General features: G+C 73.9%; 17 protein-coding genes. 4 read left to right on the forward strand and 13 right to left on the reverse strand.

Going from position 1 to position 21,927, the window contains the following annotated elements:
- Window positions 1–94 precede the first annotated feature (94 nt).
- The gene (locus tag SPRI_RS09165) at window positions 95–1,444 is read right to left on the reverse strand and encodes an ABC transporter substrate-binding protein (protein ID WP_005310654.1); all 1,350 of its coding nucleotides are present in this window, start codon (window positions 1,442–1,444) and stop codon (window positions 95–97) included.
- A 448-nt stretch (window positions 1,445–1,892) separates the two neighbouring features.
- On the opposite strand from SPRI_RS09165, the gene SPRI_RS09170 reads away from it, so the two are divergent.
- Together SPRI_RS09170 and SPRI_RS09175 are read left to right on the forward strand one after the other, a co-directional pair.
- The gene (locus SPRI_RS09170; protein ID WP_005310656.1) at window positions 1,893–2,918 is read left to right on the forward strand and encodes a LacI family DNA-binding transcriptional regulator; all 1,026 of its coding nucleotides are present in this window, start codon (window positions 1,893–1,895) and stop codon (window positions 2,916–2,918) included.
- A 272-nt stretch (window positions 2,919–3,190) separates the two neighbouring features.
- On the forward strand, window positions 3,191–3,754 hold the full coding sequence (locus SPRI_RS09175; protein WP_037773526.1) for a hypothetical protein: 564 nt from the start codon (window positions 3,191–3,193) through the stop codon (window positions 3,752–3,754).
- 208 nt (window positions 3,755–3,962) lie between these two features.
- Here SPRI_RS09175 and SPRI_RS09180 read toward each other — a convergent pair whose 3' ends face one another.
- Window positions 3,963–6,212 carry a glycoside hydrolase family 9 protein gene (locus SPRI_RS09180; protein ID WP_005310660.1) on the reverse strand — a complete coding sequence of 750 codons (2,250 nt, stop codon included), beginning with the start codon at window positions 6,210–6,212 and terminating at the stop codon, window positions 3,963–3,965.
- Window positions 6,213–6,697: 485 nt separating this feature from the next.
- On the opposite strand from SPRI_RS09180, the gene SPRI_RS09185 reads away from it, so the two are divergent.
- A complete protein-coding gene (locus SPRI_RS09185; RefSeq protein ID WP_037773528.1) occupies window positions 6,698–8,110 on the forward strand; it encodes a GH1 family beta-glucosidase in 1,413 nt (470 codons plus the stop codon).
- Between the two features lie 142 nt (window positions 8,111–8,252).
- On the opposite strand, the gene SPRI_RS09190 is transcribed toward SPRI_RS09185, so the two are convergent.
- Complete coding sequence (locus SPRI_RS09190; RefSeq protein WP_050791453.1) at window positions 8,253–9,086, reverse strand: SDR family oxidoreductase; 834 nt, start codon at window positions 9,084–9,086, stop codon at window positions 8,253–8,255.
- Entirely contained in the window at window positions 9,077–9,823 is a 747-nt protein-coding gene (locus SPRI_RS09195) for an SDR family oxidoreductase (RefSeq protein WP_037773530.1), read from the reverse strand. Before SPRI_RS09195 ends, SPRI_RS09190 begins: the two co-directional genes overlap by 10 nt.
- Before the next feature lie 567 nt (window positions 9,824–10,390).
- On the opposite strand from SPRI_RS09195, the gene SPRI_RS09200 reads away from it, so the two are divergent.
- Window positions 10,391–11,656: an MFS transporter gene (locus tag SPRI_RS09200; protein ID WP_238996280.1), complete on the forward strand. Its 1,266-nt coding sequence runs from the start codon at window positions 10,391–10,393 to the stop codon at window positions 11,654–11,656.
- On the opposite strand, the gene SPRI_RS09205 is transcribed toward SPRI_RS09200, so the two are convergent.
- From SPRI_RS09205 to SPRI_RS09245, 9 genes are all read right to left on the reverse strand, one after another.
- Window positions 11,629–12,687, reverse strand: coding sequence for a glycosyltransferase family 9 protein (locus SPRI_RS09205; RefSeq protein ID WP_053556838.1), 1,059 nt, complete (start codon window positions 12,685–12,687; stop codon window positions 11,629–11,631). The two genes, SPRI_RS09200 and SPRI_RS09205, sit on opposite strands and share 28 nt — an antisense overlap.
- A 59-nt stretch (window positions 12,688–12,746) precedes the next feature.
- Window positions 12,747–14,156: a D-glycero-beta-D-manno-heptose 1-phosphate adenylyltransferase gene (rfaE2, locus tag SPRI_RS09210; RefSeq protein WP_053556839.1), complete on the reverse strand. Its 1,410-nt coding sequence runs from the start codon at window positions 14,154–14,156 to the stop codon at window positions 12,747–12,749.
- Entirely contained in the window at window positions 14,153–14,818 is a 666-nt protein-coding gene (locus SPRI_RS09215) for a D-sedoheptulose-7-phosphate isomerase (RefSeq protein WP_053556840.1), read from the reverse strand. The genes rfaE2 and SPRI_RS09215 overlap by 4 nt, the downstream gene beginning before the upstream one ends.
- A 157-nt stretch (window positions 14,819–14,975) precedes the next feature.
- Window positions 14,976–16,238, reverse strand: coding sequence for a glycosyltransferase (locus tag SPRI_RS09220; RefSeq protein WP_053556841.1), 1,263 nt, complete (start codon window positions 16,236–16,238; stop codon window positions 14,976–14,978).
- The gene (locus tag SPRI_RS09225) at window positions 16,235–17,200 is read right to left on the reverse strand and encodes a glycosyltransferase (RefSeq protein ID WP_053556842.1); all 966 of its coding nucleotides are present in this window, start codon (window positions 17,198–17,200) and stop codon (window positions 16,235–16,237) included. Before SPRI_RS09225 ends, SPRI_RS09220 begins: the two co-directional genes overlap by 4 nt.
- A complete protein-coding gene (locus tag SPRI_RS09230) occupies window positions 17,197–18,231 on the reverse strand; it encodes a glycosyltransferase family 9 protein (RefSeq protein WP_053556843.1) in 1,035 nt (344 codons plus the stop codon). The genes SPRI_RS09225 and SPRI_RS09230 overlap by 4 nt, the downstream gene beginning before the upstream one ends.
- The gene (locus SPRI_RS09235; RefSeq protein WP_107082424.1) at window positions 18,228–19,178 is read right to left on the reverse strand and encodes a D-glycero-alpha-D-manno-heptose-1,7-bisphosphate 7-phosphatase; all 951 of its coding nucleotides are present in this window, start codon (window positions 19,176–19,178) and stop codon (window positions 18,228–18,230) included. The genes SPRI_RS09230 and SPRI_RS09235 overlap by 4 nt, the downstream gene beginning before the upstream one ends.
- Complete coding sequence (locus SPRI_RS09240) at window positions 19,175–20,242, reverse strand: glycosyltransferase family 2 protein (RefSeq protein ID WP_053556844.1); 1,068 nt, start codon at window positions 20,240–20,242, stop codon at window positions 19,175–19,177. Before SPRI_RS09240 ends, SPRI_RS09235 begins: the two co-directional genes overlap by 4 nt.
- Window positions 20,239–21,921: a carbamoyltransferase family protein gene (locus SPRI_RS09245; RefSeq protein ID WP_053556845.1), complete on the reverse strand. Its 1,683-nt coding sequence runs from the start codon at window positions 21,919–21,921 to the stop codon at window positions 20,239–20,241. The genes SPRI_RS09240 and SPRI_RS09245 overlap by 4 nt, the downstream gene beginning before the upstream one ends.
- Window positions 21,922–21,927: the final 6 nt, after the last annotated feature.

Here is a 21,927-nt window from a genome sequence, read left to right on the forward strand (position 1 = left end):
CCCTGGTGAGTGGTGACGGAACGGCGGATGGCTTCGACGGCACCCGCGAAGGGGCCGCCGGCTGCCGCGAAGGGCAGCCGGCGGAAGGCGGCGACTACTGGTCGATCTTGTCGTCGACCAGCTTCTTCACGTTGTTCCAGGCCTTCTCGGGCGAGGTGCCGCGCGTCTCGATGTCGAGGATTCCGTTGTCCGTCAGGAAGGTCTTCACCTGTCCGTCCCAGCGGCCGATCGGGGCGGGCTTGATCTGCTGGGCGGCCTCGGAGTAGATCTTGCCGACCGGGACACCGGGGAAGTACTCCGGCTGGGCGTTCTGCACGGCCTCGGACTTCAGGCCCTCGGTGGTCGAGGGGATGTTGCCGTTCACGGCGAAGACCTTGGCCTGCTGCTCGGGCGCGGTGAGCCAGGCGGCGAGCTTCGCGGCCTCGGCGGTGTGCTTGCCCGCCTTGGGCACGGCGAGGAAGGAGCCGCCCCAGTTCGCCGGGACGGGCGCCTGCGCGATGTCCCACTTGCCCTTGTTGGCGGGGCCGGCCTGGTCCTTGATGATGCCGGTCATCCAGGAAGGACAGGCGACGGTGGCGAACTTGGAGTTCTTGAAGGCGGCGTTCCAGGTGCCCTTCTCGTCGAACTGCCGCAGCTTGGCGGTGAGTCCGTCCTGGGCGGCCTTGACGGCGGTGTCCCAGGCCTTCATCACGCCGAGGCTGCTCTCCCAGCGCAGCTTGCCGTCCTCTCCGGAGTACTGGTCCGGCTGGCTGGAGACGACGGCGTTGAACAGCCCGCTCGCCGAGTCGTGGAACGCGGTCCCGGCCGGGGCCTTGGCCTTGTACTTCTCGCCCTGCTCGAGGAACTTGGCCCAGTCGCCCGCCCACAGCTTGCCGACCTCTTCACGGTCGGTGGGCAGCCCCGCCTTCTGGAAGAGGTCCTTGCGGTAGCAGATGCCCATCGGGCCGATGTCCGTGCCGAGCGCGATGGTCGCGCCGCTCGGCGCGGTGGCCTGCTTGACCTTCCAGTCGAGGAACTTCGAGGTGTCGACGCCCTCGGTCTTGCCCAGGTCGACGAACTTGCCGGCCATCGCCTCGCCGGTGGCCTCCGCGATGTAACCGACCTCGATCGCCTGGATGTCGGCGAGTCCGCTGCCCTGCGAGAGCCGCAGCTTCATCGCGTCCCAGTACTTCTGGCCGTCGGCGACGTTCGTCTCTTCGATCTTGATGCCGGGGTTCAGCTTCTCGTACTCGGCGTAGAGCTTGGCGCCGGTCTTGTTGTCGAACCCGAACGACCCGAAGGTGCCCACCCGGAGGGTGATCGTCCCGCCGCCCGAACCGTCGTCGCCCTCTTCGCCGCCGGAGCCGCCGCATCCGGTCACGAGAAGGCCGAGGGACAGCAGACCCGCGGTGGTGAGGGTGACTGCGCGGCGTCTGCGCGGGACGTCACCGGAAGTTATGCGCATTCGAGGCTCCTACGACTGTTTTCGGCTGGTGGCGGGCCCAGAGCGACAGAGTGGGGCTGACGGCGAACAGGACCGGTCACAAGAGGGGAAGTGAGGAAGCGGTGCAGGGCAGGCCCGAGCGGGCGGCAAGTGGGAGCGCTCCCACTACTGCTTGGTTCGAAAGCTTCGCGGCGACGACACCCTGTGTCAAGGTCGGGCAGCAGAGCTTTATTGCTCCGAGATGTCACCGGCGTGAGAATCTCCCCCTTTCAGCGCGGCCAAAGACCATCATTCGCTCCAAAAGGGCGCCTCCTCACGGCAGTTGCCACCCGGTCGGCCACCTCCGTCCGCCGCTCCTCGACAAGCCGGAGCGGATGGATCAATAATGGGAGCGCTCCCGAACTCTCTGTCACCATGGTCTCCAGGGAGAATCGACGGATACCGCACCATCCCCCTCCGGAGGTCACGCATGGCAGCACGGGGCCGTTTCGGCCAGCCCACACTCGAGCAGGTCGCCGCCCTGGCCGGCGTCGGGCGGGGCACCGTCTCCCGAGTGATCAACAAGTCGCCCGGTGTCCGCGACTCGACCCGGCACGCCGTGGAGCAGGCCATCGCCGAGCTGGGATACATCCCGAACCACGCCGCCCGCGCCCTCGCCGGCAGCCGGACCGACGCCGTCGCCCTGGTCGTCCCGGAGACCGAGAAGCGGTTCTTCACCGAGCCCTACTTCTCCGAGATCATCCACGGCGTGGGGATGGGCCTCGCGGACACGGAGCTCCAACTGCTGCTGACCCTGGTGCGCACGGAGCGTGAACGCGGCCGGTTCCTCCAGTACGCGAAGGCCCGCCGGATCGACGGCGTCCTCCTGGTCTCCGTGCACCGCGACGACCCCCTGCCGGACCTGCTCTCCGAGATGGACATGCCGACCGTCCTCGGCGGCCGCCGCAGCAGCGACGAGACGGTCTCCTACGTCGACTCCGACAACGCCGGAGGGGCCCGGACCGCCGTGCGCCACCTGGCCTCCACCGGCCGCCGCAAGATCGTCACCATCACGGGCCGCGCGGACATGTACGTGGCCCAGTGCCGGCTGCGTGGTTACGAGGAGGCGGTCCGCGGGGCGTGCGAGGACTTCGACCCTTCCTGGGTGGCCGCGGGCGACTTCACCGAGGAGAGCGGCCGCCACGCCATGGCGGAGCTGCTGCGGCTCCACCCTGACCTCGACGCCGTGTTCGCCGCCTCCGACGTGATGGCCGCCGGTGCCTTGCACACTCTGCGCGCCGCGGGGCGCCGGGTGCCCGACGACGTCGCCGTCATCGGCTTCGACGACTCCCCCCTCGCCCAGCACACCGACCCCCAGCTGACCACCGTCCGGCAGCCGGTCGAGGAGATGGGCCGCACCATGGTCGGCGTCCTCCTCGACCAGATGGCCGCCCCCGGCGCGGCCTGGCGGAACGTGGTGGTGCGCACCGAGCTGGTGCGCCGGGACACCGCCTGACGGACCCGGAGTCCTGGCCCCAAAGAGGTCGGGCCCACGAGCTTCGGCACGTTCGTCGAGCACATCGAGCCCGTCGTGGCGATCGACGGCATGGGCGGGCAGGGCTCCGTGGCCGATCACGTCCATGACGGTGTCCTCGCGGGACTGAGCGGCCTGACTGAGCGGCCTAGCCTCCGCGGAGTAGGCCGCCAGGCCGCACCTCCCCCATGGGGGTACTGGTTTGGGTCCGCAAGGGTGATTCCTCGTTGCGCCCGCTCCAAGAGGGTGGAGCCATGACGCCGAAGATCCTTCACGTGCCGCCGCCCGTCAGTGACACCGAGCGGCCGGTTCCACGCTGGGCGATGCGCCTGGCCTACGCGCTTCCGCTGCTTCTGCTGCCGTCGTGCCTGTGGCGGCTGCCCTTCGCCTTCCACTTCGAGATGGGGCAGGTCCAGGAGCACGGTATGCCGCCCTATTGGGTGAGCATCCCGTACGTGCTCGGGCTCAGCGTGCTCTCGGAAGTGATCGCGATCTTGGGCATCGGGCTGGTCCGGGGATGGGGAGAGGTGGCGCCCGCCTGGATTCCGGTCATCGGCGGCAGACGCATCCGGCCGATGGCGGCCGTCGTCCCCGCCGCCCTCGGCGGCCTGATCCTGACACTCCTGTTCACCAATGTTCCGATCGGTGACGGTCGCAGTCTCACCCTGCTCGGCATCGTCGACACCGTCGACTACACCAACGACGCCTGGGAGACGCTCGCGAGTGTGTGTCTCGCCCCTACCGCCGTATGGGGACCCATCATGATCACCCTCGCCCTCACCTACTACCGCCGACGAACCCGTCCTGTCGCCGAGTGACGCCCGCCGGGAGGCGAGCGAACCCCGACGCCTGGGTGAGCGACCTGCGCCGCACGTCCCACGGCCGCAGGCCCGTCGCGGCCGGTGCCCGGCCAGGACCCCCGGGCGCTGACGCCGGCGCCCGGGGGCCGCCGCGCACACGCTGCGCGACGGCCCCCGGGCTTCCCGGCCGGGCCGGGCCGACGTCACGGCCGGGCACGGGTGTCCCTCAGCGGCCGTACACCTGGAACTCGTGGAGCGAGATGCCGTACGGCGTGGCCCGGACCCGGCCCAGCAGCCTGACGTACCGCCCCTGACCCGTGACGGCGAGCTGCTGTGTGCCGCCCGTCGACGAGGTCGTCGCGTACAGCTCCCTGGCGGTGCCGAAGCCCGGGTCGTCCGACACCTGGACCGTGAAGGATCTGGCGTACGCCGCCTCCCACTTGAGCGTCAGGCGCGAGAGGGTCCGGGACGACCCGAGGTCGACCGTGATCCACTGGTGGTCCCGGAAGGCGCTGCTCCAGCGGGTGTCGTCGCGGCCGTCGACGGCGTGCTCGGGCGTGAGCCCGCTGTTCTCCGAGGAGGACGCCCACGCGGGACGGCCCTGGGAGAGCAGGGACTCCCCGGGCTGCGGGCCCGGGCCGCCCGACAGCCGGTCCGCCGTGCGGTCGAGGTACGTCGCCGTCCAGGCCAGCGGCGCGTTCCAGTTGATGGTGTTCTCCTTGGAGCCCCAGGCGTCCGGTGCGGTGTCCGGACCGGCGTAGGACTTCGCGGCCGGCATCCCGGTGGGCGTCGCCGGGTCGTTGATGTTCTCGTTGTTGGGTCCGCCGGACAGCCAGCCCTTCGGGTAGGGAGTGCCCGGGTACGCGCCCCAGGCGAGCCGGTCGTGCAGATCGCTCTCCGCGTACTCCCCGTAGCCCGTGATGTAGGACAGGCGCATGGCGTTGTTGCCCATCAGGTAGTCCATGGCACGGTGCATGGCCTTCAGGTACCGGACGTCGTCGGTCAGGTCGTGGGCGGTGCCGAGGAGCAGCATCCGGTTGGCGATGAAGGAGTTGGAGCCCCAGGGGTACTTCGTGGAGCCGGGGATGAGGGCCGGGTAGCCCTCGCCGTCCAGCGTGGTGACGACGGAGTCGGCGAAGGCCGTCAGGCTGCCGCGCATCCTGGCGATGTCGGCGGCGGGCAGATCGGCAGCGACGGTCAGCAGGGAGAGCGTTCCCGCGGTGGCGACCTCCGCCCAGTCGAACTGGGCGACCTGGCCGTAGTGGGGTGATCCGGTGACGGCGGAGCGGTAGCCGGCGGCCGAGCCGTCGGCGCGCTGGTGGGCGGTCAGATAGAGCTCGGCCGCCGCGGCGTACCGGTCGTCGCTGTTCTTGGTGTCGGGGTAGTCGCCGCCGCCCTCCGCGTCCGAGTCGACCGCGTAGTCGACGTCGGGCATGGCCTCCGCGCGCTGCCAGGCGGTCCTGGCGCTCGCCCAGAGGGCGTCCGCGCGGGCGGGGTCGTACCGCCGCAGTACGCGGGCGAGTTGGGCGTTCGTGCGGGCCACCGCGTAGGTGGCGTTGGTGGAGGGCGGCATGGCGGAGCGGGCGAGGGCGTTCTCCGCGCCGACGTCGGTGACGGGGAAGGCGCTCCAGGTGTGGTTGTGCACCTTGTGGGACGCGAGACCCGTGGAGGGCAGCATCCCGGACATGAAGCGTGAGCCGTACTCGACCTCGTCGAGGATGTCGGGGCGGCCGTTCCCGCGCTCGGGGACGGGCAGGCTGCCGTCGCCGTAGGCCTCGGGGTCACGCTCGTAGAGGTTGAGCAGGGTCCAGGCGGAGATGGCGTGGTTGACGGGGTAGATGCCGAAGTCGCCCGCGTCGGCCCAGGAGCCGGCCGCGTTCAGCCGCTCGCCGCCGCACCAGTTGTTGTAGCAGGGCACGGAGCTGTCGCCGGGATGAAGTGCGGCGTGGGCGTGGGCGCTGTGCTGGAGGTACTGGCCTTCGACCGGGGTGCCCATGCGGTGGAAGTAGAAGTACTGCATGGCCTCGCGGCCGAGCTGGGGATAGAGCGCCTTGTCCTGGATGGTGAAGGCCACGCTGGAGCCGGCGCCGTCGACGCTGAGACGGTAGTCGCCGGGGCGGGTGACCGAGGAGAAGTCCGCCTGGTGCACATGGTCGCCGGAGGCCGGGTCGCTGCCGTGCACCCGGGTGGTGCCGGAGGCGACGACGGCGTTGTCCCCGGCGCCCCGCAGTTGCCAGGAGAGCGGCGAGGTCGAGGCGGCCACGACGGTGGCGATCTTGTCGGCCGCGGTGAGGTAGCCGACCTGGTTGACGCGGACGGGACTCGGGTCGCTGCCGGCGGTCGCCGCGGGGGCCGCGGCCTCGGCCGCGATCCCGGAGGCCGGCGTGAAAAGGGTGGCGGTGAGCGCGGCCGCAAGGGCGGCTGCCGCGGCGGGACGGCTGAGGCGTCGTGGTCGCGGGTGCGGGGCACGGGGCATCGTACGGGCCTCCTGGGTGGGGGGCGGAAGCGAACGCGTGCGGGTGGTTCACGGCGGCTCTCGCGGCGAAGGTGCGGGAGCGCTCCCATCAAGAGGCCCCCGTCGGCCGTGTCAGGGCGACCGGAGGGACATGAACGGGAGCGCTCCCACACGAGCGCCGCAACCCTCACCGGAGCCCGGACCTTCACGGCCGGACACGAAAAGGAGGGTCGGCACCACCTACGCGGCGCCGCGGACCAATGAAGCGGCTCCCGCGGCCCGTGTCAATGACCGCGGCAGAACCCCGCACTCTTGACAACCCGCGTCGACTGACCGAATCTCATGGGAGCGCTCCCATTCCGGCTGACAGCAGCTCTGGTCTTTCGCCTGCCCCGCCGCAGAGCTGCCGGTCGCCGGAGCGGGAGCGCTCTCAAGCAGCTCCACCCAGTTCCCGGTGGCCGCGGGCGCCCCGCGGCCACCGGCGATCGACCGATCAGAGGATGACGATGACCGCAGAGAACGATCCGGTTCCCGCAGGGCTCACGCGCCCGCCGGCCGCATCGGCCTTCCCGCCGGGATTCCTGTGGGGAGTGGCCACGTCCGCGTACCAGATCGAAGGCGCGGTGGGCCAGGACGGCCGTGGAGCGTCGATCTGGGACACGTTCTCCCGCACCCCGGGCAAGGTGGCCAATGGCCACAACGGCGACGTGGCCGCCGACCATTACGCGCGCTACGAGCAGGACGTCGCCCTGATGTCCGAACTGGGAATGGGCGGTTACCGGTTCTCCGTGGCCTGGCCGCGTATCCAGCCGGACGGACGCGGCCGGGCCGACGTCCGGGGCCTGGACTTCTACAGCAGGCTGGTCGACTCCCTGCTGGAGAAGGACATCCGGCCGGCCCTCACGCTCTACCACTGGGACCTCCCCCAGGCCCTGGAGGACGAGGGCGGCTGGCGCAACCGCGACACCGCGTTCCGGTTCGCCGAGTACGCGCAGCTGGTGAGCGAGGCGCTCGGCGACCGCGTGAAGCTCTGGGGCACACTCAACGAACCGTGGTGCGCGGCTTTCCTCGGTTACGGCAACGGCATCCACGCGCCCGGCGCGGTCGACCCGGCCGGTTCACTGATCGCCGCCCACCACCTGCTGCTCGGCCACGGCCTCGCCGTGCCCGCGCTGCGCGCCGCGGCCCCCGACGCCGAGGTGGGCATCACGCTCAACTTCTATCCCGTGGACGCCGATACCGAGAGCAGCGCCGACCTGGACGCCGCCCACCGCATCGACCTTCTCCAGAACCGCCTCTTCCTCGACCCCGTCGTGGAGGGCGCGTACCCGGCGGACGTGCGGGAGCACTTCGAGCGGGTGAGCGGCACCGGCCACATCGAGCCGGAGGACGAGAAGATCATCGGGGCGCCGGTCGACTTCCTCGGCGTCAACTACTACACGTCCTACCGGGTGGCCGGCGGCGGCGAGCCCTCCGGCCCCTCCCCCTGGCCCGGCGCGGAGGACGTGCGCTTCATCGAGCGCGGTCTGCCGAAGACCGGCATCGGCTGGGAGATCGACTCGGACGGGCTGCGCCGTCAGCTGGTCCGGATCAGCCAGGACCATCCCGGCCTGACCATGTACATCACCGAGAACGGCGCCGCGTTCGACGACACCGTCGACGCCGACGGCCGGATCGACGACGCGGACCGGATCGCCTACATCGACGGCCACCTGCGCGCGGTGCACCGGGCCATCGCGGAAGGCGCGGACGTCCGGGGCTACTTCCTGTGGTCGCTGCTCGACAACTTCGAGTGGGCGGAGGGCTACGGGATGCGGTTCGGCATCGTGCGCGTGGACTTCGAGACCCAGCAGCGCACTCCCAAGCAGAGCGCCCTCTGGTACAGGAACGTCGCCGTCGCGGGCGGCCTCCCCGACTGACAGCCGTTCCCGTGCCGCGGCACGGGAACGGCCTTCACCGCCGCGGCCGACAGCACCACGGCACGGCACCCACCGACGGGGGCCGCTCCCGCATGAGGGGGCGGGAGCGGTCCTCATGGTCACCCCACCCGTGCCCCTCGTCTCAGGGCCGGCGCCAGGAGTCGTCCTGGAGGTGCGAGCCGGCCATGGGGCCCATCCGCAGCATCCCGCCGTCGACCGACCACGACGCTCCGGTGACGTATCCCGCGTCCTCGCCCGCGAGGAAGGCGACGACCGCCGCGACCTCCCGGGCGTCGCCGGGACGGCGCAGCGGGATACCCGGGCGCTCCTCGGCGTGGACGTCCGTGTCCTCCTGGCCGGTCATGGGAGTGGCGATCTCTCCGGGCGCGACGGAGTTGACTGTGATGCCGTGTTCGGCGAGCTCCAGGGCCATCACCTGGGTGAGCAGCCCGAGACCGCCCTTGGCGGCGCAGTAGGGGGCGGCGCCGACCCTCGGCTGGTGCTCGTGGACCGAGGTGACGTTGACGATCCTGCCCCCGTCCCCCTGGTCGATCATGCGGCGGGCGGCCCGCTGGCCGCAGAGGAAGGGGCCGACGAGGTCCACGTCGACGACCTGGCGGACCGTGTCGAGGTCCAGGTCGAGGAACGGTGTGGCCGTGCCGGTGCCGGCGTTGTTCACGAGCACGTCCACCCGGCCCAGTTCGCCGGCGAGCCGGTCGATCACGTCGGCGGCCGCCGGCAGGTCCGTGAGATCCATCCGGGCGACGGCGGCGCGCCGGCCGTGGCCGCGTACCTCCTCGGCCGTCGCCTCCGCCCCTTCCTGGTCGGTGTGGAAGGTGATCCCGACGTCCATGCCCGCCGCGGCCAGCCGCACCGCCGTGGCCCGTCCGATGCCGGAGTCCGCGCCGGTGACGATGGCGACGGGCCGGCCGCCGTCCGGCGAGGAGGCGGCGGGTGCTCCTGGTGTCACGGCCATGAGGGCTCCTTGCGCGGCACGACGACCAGCTCGGAGACCGCGCTGGTGTCCGGGACGGACAGGGCGTACAGGACGGTGTCGGCGACGATGTCGGGGCTCTGGAGCAGGGTCAGGTCCGCGTCCGGGAAGCGGTCGAGGATGAAGGGGGTCGCCATGCCGCCGGCGATGATGCCGGTGACGCCGATCCCGGGACAGTCGCGCTGCGCCTCCTGGAACAGGGTGTGGGTGAAGGCGCGCAGCCCTGACTTGCCCGCCGCGTAGGGTCCCGCCTCCGTCCAGGTGCGGTTGGCCGCGGTGGAGAGGATGTTGACGATGTGACCGCCGCCACGCGCGACCATGCGGCGGTAGGTCTCCAGGCAGAGGAACATCGGGCCGAGCAGGTTGGTGGTGATCACCCGGCTCACTTCCTCGGCCGTCAGGTGCTCGATCGGCTTGCAGACGTCGACGGCCGCGTTGTTGACGAGGAGGTCGACCCGGCCGCCGTCCTCGTCCAGCTCGCGGAAGAGGTCCGTGACCGCGGCGGAGTCCCGTACGTCCAGCACGACCGACTCCGCCTTGCCGCCCTGCCGGGCCAGGTCCTCGCACAGTTCCTCCGCCAGGTCCCTGCGCACGTCCGCGATCAGGACGCTCGCTCCCGCGCCGGCCAGCCGGCGGCTGATCGCCGCGCCGAGACCTCTCGCGCCGCCCGTCACCAGGGCCTGCCTGCCTTGAAGGTCGACCTGCACTGCGCTGCTCAATGTTCTGCCTTCCGTCCGCGCACGTTCGGATGCCGCTCGGTGGGCGGCTGACACGGCATCGGCTCCGGTGGGTACCCCGCCGCACCGCATCCACTCCACTGTGACGCGCGCAACTGTGTCCGGCACTCGCGCGACGCCCCGCGCGGCCGCTGAGAAGGGCCTGTGAGCAAGCACACCAGAAGTGCCGGATCCCAGTGCCCGCAAGGGTTCCGCCCCCTCGCGGGCACGGGCTGCGAGGTCGCTCGAACCGCTTCTCGGGAGCGGTCTGCCACGATGGTCTGCGCCCTGCCGGGGAGCGCCTTCGCCGTCAACGGACGTGCGGGGGACAGCCTTCCGAGGCGGGGCGCCGTCAAGATCCGGCGGAGCCACCGCGCAGTGCGGCCGGTGTTCCGAGCTCCCGCCGCATTCCGCCACATGGGTCCCTCGGGGGCTCGTCACCCGAGTGTTCACGTGACTTCTTCTTCCTCCCCTTCCTCCGCCCCGTCCGTCTCCCCGGCTCCTGCCGGCCGTCCCGCGCGGCGCCTGCTGGGCGACCGTTCGCCGTGGCGCTGCCTCAAGTACCGCAGCATGCGCTGGTGGTCCGTCGCGAACTTCGTGTCGAACGCCGGTACTTGGATGCAGCTCACCGTGCAGAACCTGCTGGTGCTGCAGATCACGGGGTCGGCGGCCGCGACCGGGCTGTCGATGTCCGTGCAGGCCGCGCCCGGGCTGCTGATGAGCCTCGCCGGTGGCGCCGCCGTGGACCGCTGGCCCCGCAAGCTCACCGCCGCGGTGAGCCAGGCGCTGCTCGGCGCCGTGGCGTTCACGACGGCGTTCCTCGTGGCGATGGACCAGCTCAATCTGGGTGTCCTGATGGCGCTCGCCGCTGTCACGGGTGTCATCGCCACCGTCGACGGCCCGGCGTGCGCGCTGCTCGGAAACGACCTCGTCAGGACGGAGGACGTCCCCTCCGCGATCGGCGTGGGCTCGCTGGTGCACAACGCGGGCCGGCTGGCGGGCGCCGCGCTCGCCGGTGTGACCGTCGGCTTCCTCGGCACGGCCGCCGCCTACGCGGCCAACGGGTTCTCCTTCCTCTTCGTGACCGCCGTCATCCCCTTCCTGCGCCCCGTGGCCGGGGCGGTCCGCGCCCGCTCGGAGGGCCGGGCGGCGAAGGCCGCCGTCGCCGCGGACCCGGGCGAGGACATGAGCATGCGCGAGGGCCTGAGGTACTTCATGCGCAGGCCGCGGCTGGTCGCGCTCGCCGGGATCACCGGACTCAGCGCCGTCTTCGGACGGAACTACCAGCTCACGCTGGCCGTGCTCGTCGTCGGGCCGCTGGCCGGCGGCGCCGGGGCCTTCGGCACGGTGTCCACCGTGCTCGCCGTCGGCGGCATCCTGGGCGCGGTGCTCGGAGCGCGGCTGCGCAGGCCGTCCGTGCGGCTCGTGGGTGCCCTCGCGGCGGCGGGCGGTGTCCTGCAGATCGTCGCGGGTCTCTCGCCGTCGCTCGCGATACTGCTGGTCATCGTGCTGCCCATGGCCCTCGTGGAGTCGGTCTCCGACACCGCGGGCACCACCGTGCTGCAGACGGATCCGCCGCCGCACATGCGGGGCCGGGTGCTGGGCGTGTGGGGCAGTGTCCGTACGCTCTGGGGCCTCGCGGGTCCCCCGGCGCTCGGGCTCCTGATGGAGCTGGCCGGCGCGCGCGGCGCGCTGGTGACCGGCGGGCTGCTGATCGCGGGCGCGATCGGCGCGGGCTACGTGCTCCGGGAACGCCGGGTCACCGCGAAGCCGGTGGTCGTACGGACCGAGGAGCCGGTGCTGACGGGTCAGCCCGGTCTGAGCACGGCCGCCTGACCGGACCGTGGCCCGGGTCCGGGTCCGGGCAGCGGCAGGGTGCGTACGGCGTCGAGCACCTCCGCGACGGTGATGCGCAGCAGCCGCTCGTCGGGGCGGTCGCCGTGCGCGTCACCGGGGCGCGGCGGGTCGTCGGCGTCGGGGTGCCACAGCACCCGGTGGTGCGGCCGGACGGGCGGGCCCCAGAGCCGGGGCGCCACCGGGCCGAACAGGGTGACGGACGGGGTGCCCAGGGCCGTCGCCAGATGGGCGAGCCCGGTGTCCCCCACCACTACGCAGCGGGCCTCCGCGACCAGTGCCATGAGCACGTCGAACGGAATGTCACCGCCCGCCCCGCCGAACACCGCGCCCTCGGGCAGACCGGCCCGGCCGGCCACCGACGCCGCCGGCCGGGCCTCCGCCGCCCCGGCCGTCACCACGACACGGTGCCCCTCCCGGTGCAGCTCCCGCGCCACGGCGGCGAACCGCTCCATGGGCCAGCGGCGGGCCGCGGCGTCGGCGCCGGGATGCACGACCACGGCCCCCGGCGCGGGTGAGCGGGTCGCGGGCGGCGGCACGGACAGGTCCTCGGGGTCCGACGGGAGGCCGTGTGCGGCGAGCAGCCGGCACCAGCGCTCCCGCTCGTGCTCGTCGTCCCGCCACACCGGGCCGTCCGGCCGCCCGTACGCGTAGAGCGCGCGGGGGCGCAGCGCGGCGAGCAGACCGCGGCTGGCGGGGCCGTTGCCGTGCAGGTCCACCGCGAGGTCGGGCGGAGGACCGTCCCAGGCCAGCTCCGCCGGTACGGCCCTGCCGGGCGCGGACGCGGGCAGCAGCCGGTCGACCAGCCCCGTCGCCGCGGCGGCCGTCGTCAGCCGGGCGGGCGCGGCCAGCACGATGTCGTGCCCGGGCAGTCCGCGCCGCAGGGCCCGCAGGGCGGGTACGGCGGCCAGCAGATCGCCGAGGCCGAGGGCGCGCAGCACCAGGACGCGGGGACGTGGCCCGGGGCGCGGGTTCCTCGGAGTGCTCGGGCTCTCGCCGGTGCGGGTGCTCATCTCGTCTCCTTACGCGCCGGGCCGCGCGGCCCGGCGCCGGCGCGGTACGGCGGGGCCGGTCAGCGCGGCGGGGTACGGACCGGCTTCGCCGACTCGGCCGCGCGGTGGGCGAGCAGTGTGGTGGAGCGGCCGTCGAGGTAGGGCAGGACGACCGCCTGCCCGCCCCAGGCGCGGACCACGCCGGCCTCGGGCAGGTCCTCCACGGAGTAGTCGCCGCCCTTGACCCACACATCCGGCCGGAGCCTGCTGAGCAGCGCGATCGGGGTGTCCTCCTCGAAGACGGCGACGGCGTCGACGCAGCCCAGTCCGGCGAGCACCCGCACCCGGTCCTCCACGGGGTTGAGCGGACGCCCCGGCCCCTTGCGACGGGTGATCGACGCGTCGGAGTTGACGCACACGATCAGGCAGTCGCCGATGCGCCGGGCGCTCTCGAGCAGACCCACGTGCCCGGCGTGCAGCAGGTCGAAGCAGCCGCCCGTGGCGACCACGGTGCCGCCGCGCGCCCGGACGCTCTCCACGAGCGCGAACGGGTCCGTCGGCGCCACGGGCGGGGTCCGGCCGGCGAAGGCCGTCCGCCACAGCTCGGGATTACCGGCGCCGCCCGCCGCCACGAACGCCGCCGCGCGGGCCACGCCGCGCTGCACGGCCTCCTCGGGGAGGGCGCCGTCGGCCAGGGCGGTGGCGGTGGCCGCGGCGAAGCAGTCGCCCGCGCCGCAGGGGTCGCCCTCCGCCCGGTAGGGCGCGGGGACGAGCATGGGGGTACCGCCGCCGGGCCGGGTCAGCAGGACCCCGCGTTCGCTCAGGGTGACGGCGACGGTCGCCGCCAGCCAGCGGTCCGCCAGCCCGGAGCCGCGTTCGGCGAAGCCGCGCAGCGAGGGCACGTCGTCGGCGGGAGCCCCGGTGAGCGAGCGGACCTCGGCGGCGTTCGGGGTGACGATCCGGGCGCCGGGGACCGGGGCCGCCCCCCGGGGGTGCGGGTCCCAGACCAGCTGGGTGCGGTGGGCGGCCGCTGCCAGCTGTTCGCGTACGGCGTCGGCGGTGTGCCTGCCGTAGTCGGCGACGAGGACGGCCTCCGCCCCGGCCAGCACCTCGCCCACGGAGCCGTCGGGGCTGCCGGGTGTGCCGCCGCCGCGGTCGATCCGCACGAGGGGCCGGCCGCTCGCCAGCACGCGGGTCTTGACCGGCAGGGTCCCCCGCAGCGGCAGTTCGACCAGCCGGACGCGGCCCTTCAGGGCCCGGCGCACCGCCTCGCTCGCCGGGTCCTCGCCGAGGGCGGTGACGAGGACCACCTCGCGGCCGTCCTGCGCTGCCAGCGCCGCGGCCAACCCGGCGCCGCCGGGCCGGCGGTGCTTCCCGCGTACGTCGACGACGGGCGCGGGCGCGTCGGGCGCCAGCCGCTCTGCGACGCCTTCGATGTCCTCGTCGAGGAGCACGTCCCCGACGACGACCAGCGGGCCCCGGCCGGTCATGACATCCTCCGGCGCGCGGCGGCGGCCTGGGGGGCGGCCGCGCCCGGCGCGTGCCGCAGGGTCTTCGCGGGCGGCACGGGGGCGGCCGTCGCCTCGTCGAAGGACTCGCACAGCAGGTGTACGGCGACGAGGTGGGCCTCCTGCACGGTGGCGGCGGTGTCCGTCTCGATGCACAGGGCGTCGTCGGCGACGTCCGCCAGGGGGTTGGGACGCGGGCCGGTCATGGCCCACACCAGCAGTCCGGCGGCCCGTCCGGTCTCCGCCGCGCGGGTGAGGTTGGCGCTGCGGCCCGAGGTGGAGAGCAGCAGGAGGACGTCGCCGGGGCGGCCGTGCGCGGCGACCTGGCGTGAGTAGACGTGCTCGAAGCCGTAGTCGTTGCCGATCGCCGTGATGCTGGAGGTCTCCGCGTGCAGGGCGATGGCGGAGTGGGCGGGGCGCTCGTCGCGGTAGCGGCCGACCAGTTCGGCGGTCAGGTGCTGGGCCTGGGCGGCGCTGCCGCCGTTGCCGGCGGCCAGCAGACGGCCGCCGACAGGCAGGACGGCGGCGAGGTGGTGACCCCACCGGGCGACCTGGTCCAGGCCCTCGCGGCGGAACCGGCCGAGGGCGTCCTCGAGCGACCGGCAGTGCCGGTGCGCGGCCTCCGTGGCAAGTGGTTCGCTCATGCTGGTCGGGCCGTGCGCGCCTCCCTGGGGACGGCGGCCGTACCCGCACCTCCTTCGGGCGTCGGTCTCTTCGGACGTCGGTGGCAGCGGTCGCCGGCGGCGGCGGGTGAGGGCGGCACCCGCGGTGCGGGTGGGCCGGGGCCCGGCCGGCGTGCTGTCAGACGACCCTGGTCGTCCCGGTCACCCGGGCCAGGGCCGGCCGGGCGGCCAGGACCCCGAGATAGGCGGCTTCGGTGGCGGCGGCGACCCGTGCCCAGCCGAACCGGCTCAGCACCCGGCGGCGTCCGGCCTCGCCGCAGGCCTCCCGCAGCCGGGGGTCCGCGAGCAGTTCGGCCACCGCACGGGCGAGCGCCTCCGGGTCGCGGGGCGGCACGAGCCGCCCGGTGGCCGGGTCGGCGACGGTGTCGAGCTGGCCGCCGACGGCGGTGGCGACGACCGGCCTGCCGCAGGCCATCGCCTCCAGCGGCACGATGCCGAAGGGCTCGTAGTCGCCGGGGCAGAGCACCACGTCGGCGGACCGGATCAGCGGCGCCACCTCCTCGCTCGGGACGCCTCCGGTGAAGTGGACCCGGTCGGCCACGCCCAGGCCGTGGGCGAGGTCGCGCAGCCGGCGCACCTCGTGGTCCTCGTCGAGCCGGCCGGGCGGGGGGCCGCCGACCACCAGCAGTTCCACGCCGGGCAGCCGGGTCAGGGCGGTGATGGAGATCGCCGCGCCCTTGCGGGGGACGAGCCGGCCGAGCTGGATCAGCCGGTGGCCGAGGGTGCCGCGCTCGGCGGCCGGTCCGTGCGGGGTGAACTGGTCGGTGTCGACGCCGCACGGCACGATGCCGACCCGGTCCGGCGGGATGCCCATGGCCGCCAGTTCCGCGACCTCGTCACGGCAGGTGGCCAGGATCCGGTCGCAGCCGGCGCCGACCTCCTTCTCGCAGGCGATCCGGGCCGGCGGGCTGGTGTCCGCGTGCCGCTGGTGCCTGCGCTTGACCGTGCCGAGGGCGTGGAAGGTGTGCACCAGCGGCAGCATCAGCTCGCGGGTGGCGTACAGGGCGGCCAGCCCCGACATCCAGAAGTGCGAGTGCACGAGATCGGGCGGATCGCTCTGCCAGTCCCGCACCAGATGGCGTCCGAACCCCAGCATGTGGGGCAGGAGTTCGTCCTTGGGTATCTCCTCGGGCGGGCCCGCCGGCACATGGCGCACCTCGACGCCGGCGCGCAGGGCCACCCGGTCCGGCAGTTCCCGCGCGTCGCGCCGGGTGTAGACGGTGACCCGGTGGCCCCGGTCGGCGAGCGCGCCGGCCAGCCGGGCGACGTGGACGTTCTGCCCGCCGGCGTCCACTCCGCCGAGTACGGCGAGCGGGCTGGCGTGCTCCGAGACGAGCGCGATCGACAGCGCTTCGGTTCCGATGGCATCGCTGTAGGTCATGCGCGCACCTCCGTCATCAGGCGCTCCCAGTCGTCCAGGAAGCGTTTGAGTCCGTAACGCTGCAGCGCCGCCTGCCGGGCGCGGGCGCCGTCGGCCGCCGCCGCCTCCGGTTCCTCCAGGTACCGGCGTACGGCGCGGGCGAGGATGTCCGGCCGGGTGGACAGCGTCCCGGTGCCGGGCGGCACCGCCTCGACGGCCTCCGTGGTGGCGAGGGCGACGACCGGCATCCCCAGATGCATCGCCTCCAGCAGCGAGAGGCCGAGCGAGGTCCAGCGCACCGGGTGCACGTACACCCGGCGTTCGGCCATCGCGCCGTGCAGCTCCCGCTGCGGCAGATCGGTGGTGCGGCAGCGGTCCGGCGGCAGGCCGAGGTGCTCGGCCAGGCCGTCGGTGCGCATGCCGAACACATCGAGCGGGGCGGCTTCCGCGAGCCCGGGCAGCAGGTCCGTACCCGTCCAGCGGCCGCGCCTGACGGGCTCGTTGACCACGACGGCAGCACGCGCCAGCCGTCCCGTGTAGAGGTGTCCGGGGTCGACGATGCCGTGTTCCACGACCTCGGTCCTGGTCGAACCGTTGTCCCAGAACAGCCGGTTGAAGTGGGTGACGTGAACGATCGTCAGGTCGTCACGGTCGGCGAACGGGTGCCGGGTGGCGGGCACGTCGCCGTCCGGCGCGTTGTGCTCGAGATAGACGGCCGGGATGTCGCGGCCGGGGCGGCGTCCGCCGAGCCACCGCTCGGCGAGCTCCATCTCGTGCGGACGCTGCAGCACGACGAGATCCACCTGCGCGTCGCGCAGCTGCTCCGGCGTCGTCTCCCGCACCGTGTCCGGCCAGTCGAAGGTACGGGCCCGTCCGAGCCCGTCCGGGTCGCGGCCGGGGGTGACCGGAACGAGATACGTGTGTGGCCCCTGCACGAACGCCGTCGTCCAGGAACCGTGCACATGCCACAGCAGAATGTTCATCGTCGTGCTCCTCGCTCCTTGTCCGTGGCGCCGAGGGCCGCCACCGCGGCGAGCACCTCCGCGTTGCCGACCCCGTCGAGGCAGGGGTGCCCGGCCACGGGACACTTCCGGGCGCGGCTGCCCGCACACGGTGCCCGCTGGTCGCCCAGCAGCACGTGCGGGACGTTGTAGGGGCGCCAGCGTTCGGCCGGCACCACGGGCGCGAACAGGCAGGCCACGGGCGTGCCCACCGCGGCCGCGAGGTGCCCGGGTCCGGTGTTCCCGACCACGGCCACCCGAGCACCGGCGAGCACGCCCGCCAGCTGCGGGAGGGACGTCATCCCGCCCAGGTCCAGGGCGTGGTCCGCAGCGACCTGGGCGGTCAGGTCCTTCTCCGCCCTGCCTCCCGTCACCACGACGCGGTGGCCCGCGTCGGAGAGCGCGGCGGCCGCCTCTGCCGCCCGCTCCGCGGTCCAGGCACGGGCGGGGACGGCGGCGCCCGGATGCAGCACCACGTACGGCTCGGGTCCGGTCAGATGCGCGGTCCCGGGCGGCGCGCTGACGCGCAGGGAGCCGTCGTCGCCGGGCGGCAGGGCGTAGCCCGCGTCCAGGGCGAGTTCCAGCGCGGCGCGGGCCTCGTGGCGGCGCGGCTTCCGGCGGTGCCTGAGGTCCAGCAGCGCGCCGGGGTAGTCCTCGCAGTCGGCCGCGGTCCAGCCGACGCCGGCGAGCTTGAGGAGCAGTGCGATCGGCAGGGGGCTCTGATGGTGGGAGACGAGGATCAGGGCCCGGTCGTAGCGGCCGGCCCGCAGCCTCTCCAGCAGTTCCTGCGTCGCCTCGTACGACACGGGTGCCGGCTCCAGTCCCACCCAGGGGGCGTCGTGGACCAGCACCTCGTCCACGCCGGGCAGCAGGTGCGCGGCGTTGACACCGAGCGGTCCGCAGAGCAGCGCGGTGTGCGAGGACCCGGCGGCGACGGCCCGCACGGCGGGACCGGACAGCAGCACGTCACCCGCGCTGTCGAGCCGCACGACCAGCGTTCTGGGCCTGCTCATGGCCACTCCTCGCGCACGAAGGCCGGCAGGCACGTCGAGAGCGTCATGACACCGCCCGTCCCGCGTCCCCGCCCCCCGCCGGCGGCCCGGTCCGGTGCGCGCACCGCCGCGGTCGCCGTGCCGAGGGCCGTGGCCACGGCGGGGACCGGTGTCCCGCCGGCACGAAGGAGGCCGGCCGGCCGGTCGGGCCGCTGCCCGGGGCCGGCGCTCCGGTCCGCCTCCGGCGGGGGCAGTGTGACGGCCCATGACGTCAGCGCCCGGTCCCGGCGGTCCGTCCCGGTCCGCGGCGCGGTCGGCCTGCCGCACCGTGCGGCCGGGTCCAGGACGAGCCGTATCGCGCGCAGCAGGTCCGGCGCGGTCTCGGGTGCCGCCTCGATCTCCTCGGGCCGGGTGGCCGCGGTGGGCACCAGGACCCCCCGCGCGCCCGCGGCGAGCGCGGCCGTCACGTCGGAGCCGATGTCGCCGATGACGACGGTGCGCGACGGGCACACGCCGAGGCGTTGGCACGCGGCGAGCACGAGTCCGGGCGCGGGCTTGCGGCACCGGCAGCCGTCGTCCGGGCCGTGCGGGCAGACCGCCCACACGGCGAACGGCCCGAGCAGCGCGTCGATTCGCCGCTGCACCGCAGACACCTGACGGAGGGTCAGCTTCCCTTTGGCCACGCCCGACTGGTTGCTGACCACGCCCACCGGCATGCCCAGCGCGCGCAGGGCGGTGAGGGCCTCCCAGGCGGAGGGCATCGGCACGACACGCGCCGGATCGCCGTTGTAGGGGACGTCGACGACGAGTGTGCCGTCCCGGTCGAAGAGGACCGCGTCGGGCAGGTCGGCGGCGTCCGGCGGCAACGGGGTGCCGCGCGAGGCCGGCGGGCCGTGGAAGAGCCACGGGCCTGTGCCGTGCCGCGCCGGGCCGCTGCCGGGCCGGGCCTCGGAGGGGACGTCGCTCATGGCAGCACCCCCTCCCGCACCGCCCGTCCGGGCGTCTTCGGGGCCCCGGACGGGACGGGCCGCGGCATCGGCCGCGTCCGGCGGTGGCGCAGCTGCGCGCCGAGCCAGTGCCAGGTGGCGACGGGCGGGACGACCGCGCTGGTCAGCGCCATCGAGATGATCTCGTCGCGGGTCCGGGGGCCGGGCGCGATCCGGGCCCAGGCGAACTCGGCGGTGCCGGCCAGCCAGAGCGCGGCGCAGGCGGTGGCCGCGACGGGCCTGGCCAGTGCGGCGCACGTCAGCGCGGCCGCCGCGGAGGCCGTCACCGCCAGGTGGCGGGGCAGGCGCCCCCGTGGCGCGTCCGCCCGCCGCCACCAGTCGCGGCCGTGCAGCCGGTTCATGAGCACGTCGTCGGCGTTGCCGGCCTGGACGCGTACGGAGACCCAGCGGCCGGCGGGCCGGACCGGATGCGTGGTGGTGCGGGTGCCCGCGGCCAGGTCCCACCCGGCCGCCCGGACGCGCAGCGCGAGGTCGGCGTCCTCCCGGAAGGCGCGGGGGAAGCGTTCGTCGAAGCCGCCGACGGCCTCCAGCACCTCGCGCCGGTAGGCCATGTCGGCGGTGATCCAGCGGGCGGTGGCCAGACCTGCGGTGTTGCGCTCCCAGTCGGTGGGCGCGCGGTCCGTGGGCAGGGGGACCTCGATCCGGGCCGTGACGCCGCCGGTGCGGGGCCCGGCGGCCGCGAGGTCACGGGCCAGGTCGTCGCACCAGGTGGGTCCGGGCACCACGTCGTCGTCGAGGAAGACGATCCAGGGGACGGGGCCGGCGACCCGCAGACCGGTGTTGCGGGCCGCGGCCGGCCCGCGGGCGCGGCCCGGCACCACAGAGGTGACCGGCCGCAGCGTCGCGGGGATCTCGACCGGAAGGGGGGTGCGGGGGACGCCGCGGCGGTCGTCGACGAGGACCACCCGCACCGGCCCGGGGCCACTGGCGGCGGCCAGCGCCCGCAGGCAGCCGGTCAGGCTGGGCCTGCCGACGGTCGGTATCACCACGGTGTACCGCGGCGGTTCGGCTCCGTGGGCGGTCATCGCAGGGCTCCCGTTCCGAAGTCGTCGGTGTCGTCGTTGTGCCGGAAGAAGTCGCCGCGCCGGATCGCGTACGGTCCGACGGCCAGCAGGTCGACGGGCGAGGAGCCGAAGCATTCGAGGGCGTCGCGCGGGTCGTCGACCATGGGCCGGCCGGCCGTGTTCAGGCTGGTGTTGACGACCACCGGCAGTCCGGTGAGCCGCTCGAACTCGCCGAGCATCCGGGCCACCAGGGGTTCGCGCGAGCGGTCGACCGTCTGGATGCGGGCCGTTCCGTCGACATGGACGACGGCGGGGATGCGTTCCCGCCACGCCGGGGCCACGTCGTGCACGAAGAGCATGTACGGGCTGGGCATCGGCCCGTCGAAGATCTCCGGGGCCCGTTCGGCGAGCACCATCGGGGCGACGGGACGGAACTGCTCACGGCCCTTGACGTCGTTGAGGCGTTCGAGGTTGCCCGCGTGACCGGGGTGGGCGAGGAGCGAGCGGTGCCCGAGGGCCCTCGGCCCGTATTCGGAACGCCCCTGGAACCAGGCCACGATCGCGTTGTCGGCGAGGGCCTCCGCCACGGTCGCGGCGATGTCGGCGGGCCGGTCGAAGGGCACGGCGGCGGTCTTGAGCCAGGCGCCGAGTTCCGCGTCGGACCAGTCCCGTCCGAGGTCGGCGCCGTGCATCGGCTCCGGGTCGTCGCCCTCGCCGGCCGACAGCAGCAGGGCGCCGCCCAGGGCGGTGCCCGCGTCACCCGCGGCGGGCTGCACCCAGACGCGGGAGAAGGGGCCTTCGCGGGCGATACGGGAGTTGGCGACGCAGTTGAGGGCGACGCCGCCGGCGAGGGTGAGCAGGCTGTCGTGGGTCTGGCCGTGCAGGTGGCGCACCAGGTCGAGCATGGTCTCCTCGAGGACCGCCTGGGCGCTCGCGGCGACGTCGGCGTGCTCCTGGGTCCACGGCTCCTCCGGGCCACGCGACGCGCAGAACTGCTGCCAGGGCACGCCGGTCGCCCGGAATCCGCCGTCGCCGGTGGGGTGCACGTATTTGCGCAGCTCGCCGAGCATGCGGGGGGTTCCGTGGGAGGCGAGGGCCATCACCTTGAACTCGTCGGAGGAGCGCAGGAACCCGAGGTGCTCGGTCAGTTCCTCGTAGACGAGTCCGAGCGAGTGGGGCAGTTCCTGTGCGTGCAGGGCCTCCAGCCGGCCGTGGATCCGGCGCGCGGCGAGGTGCGAGGCACGCTCCCCGCGGCCGTCGAGGACGAGCACCGACGAACTGTCGGCGTCGGGTGCGGCGAAGGCACCGGAGGCGGCGTGTGCCATGTGGTGCGGCACGAAGCGGACGATGTCCGGGTCGAGGCCGGGCAGCGCGGTCTGCAGGAAGCCGGGGGCCTCCCGGGCGTACGCGAGGCGCAGGTGGTCCCAGGGGTCGTCGAGGCCCATGGTGTCGGTCGGCCTGGCGAGCGACGGGTCGAAGGAGTACGCCACCGCGTCGAGGTCCTGGGGCCGCAGCCCGGCGCGCTTCAGACACCAGGCGGCGGACTGTTCCGGCAGTTCCCAGGCGGAGAAGGGCAGCGGTCGCTTCCCGTGCTTGCGCCGGGAGAAGCGTTCCTCCTCGGCCGCCGCGACGGTCCGGCCGTCGATGACGAGCGCGGCTGCGGGGTCGTGGAAGAGGGCGTTGATTCCGAGAATGCGCATGTCAGT

This window comes from Streptomyces pristinaespiralis (assembly GCF_001278075.1).
GTDB lineage: Bacteria > Actinomycetota > Actinomycetes > Streptomycetales > Streptomycetaceae > Streptomyces > Streptomyces pristinaespiralis.

Coding starts and splice junctions, on each gene's coding strand:
- rfaE2 (WP_053556839.1), bottom strand. CDS start 14,156: ATGACCGGCCGGGGCCCGCTGGTCGTCGTCGGGGACGTGCTCCTCGAC.
- SPRI_RS09220 (WP_053556841.1), bottom strand. CDS start 16,238: ATGACCTACAGCGATGCCATCGGAACCGAAGCGCTGTCGATCGCGCTC.
- SPRI_RS09190 (WP_050791453.1), bottom strand. CDS start 9,086: ATGGCCGTGACACCAGGAGCACCCGCCGCCTCCTCGCCGGACGGCGGC.
- SPRI_RS09200 (WP_238996280.1), top strand. CDS start 10,391: ATGCGCTGGTGGTCCGTCGCGAACTTCGTGTCGAACGCCGGTACTTGG.
- SPRI_RS09225 (WP_053556842.1), bottom strand. CDS start 17,200: ATGAACATTCTGCTGTGGCATGTGCACGGTTCCTGGACGACGGCGTTC.
- SPRI_RS09185 (WP_037773528.1), top strand. CDS start 6,698: ATGACCGCAGAGAACGATCCGGTTCCCGCAGGGCTCACGCGCCCGCCG.
- SPRI_RS09245 (WP_053556845.1), bottom strand. CDS start 21,921: ATGCGCATTCTCGGAATCAACGCCCTCTTCCACGACCCCGCAGCCGCG.
- SPRI_RS09235 (WP_107082424.1), bottom strand. CDS start 19,178: ATGAGCGACGTCCCCTCCGAGGCCCGGCCCGGCAGCGGCCCGGCGCGG.
- SPRI_RS09205 (WP_053556838.1), bottom strand. CDS start 12,687: ATGAGCACCCGCACCGGCGAGAGCCCGAGCACTCCGAGGAACCCGCGC.
- SPRI_RS09240 (WP_053556844.1), bottom strand. CDS start 20,242: ATGACCGCCCACGGAGCCGAACCGCCGCGGTACACCGTGGTGATACCG.
- SPRI_RS09170 (WP_005310656.1), top strand. CDS start 1,893: ATGGCAGCACGGGGCCGTTTCGGCCAGCCCACACTCGAGCAGGTCGCC.
- SPRI_RS09230 (WP_053556843.1), bottom strand. CDS start 18,231: ATGAGCAGGCCCAGAACGCTGGTCGTGCGGCTCGACAGCGCGGGTGAC.
- SPRI_RS09175 (WP_037773526.1), top strand. CDS start 3,191: ATGACGCCGAAGATCCTTCACGTGCCGCCGCCCGTCAGTGACACCGAG.
- SPRI_RS09180 (WP_005310660.1), bottom strand. CDS start 6,212: ATGCCCCGTGCCCCGCACCCGCGACCACGACGCCTCAGCCGTCCCGCC.
- SPRI_RS09165 (WP_005310654.1), bottom strand. CDS start 1,444: ATGCGCATAACTTCCGGTGACGTCCCGCGCAGACGCCGCGCAGTCACC.
- SPRI_RS09215 (WP_053556840.1), bottom strand. CDS start 14,818: ATGAGCGAACCACTTGCCACGGAGGCCGCGCACCGGCACTGCCGGTCG.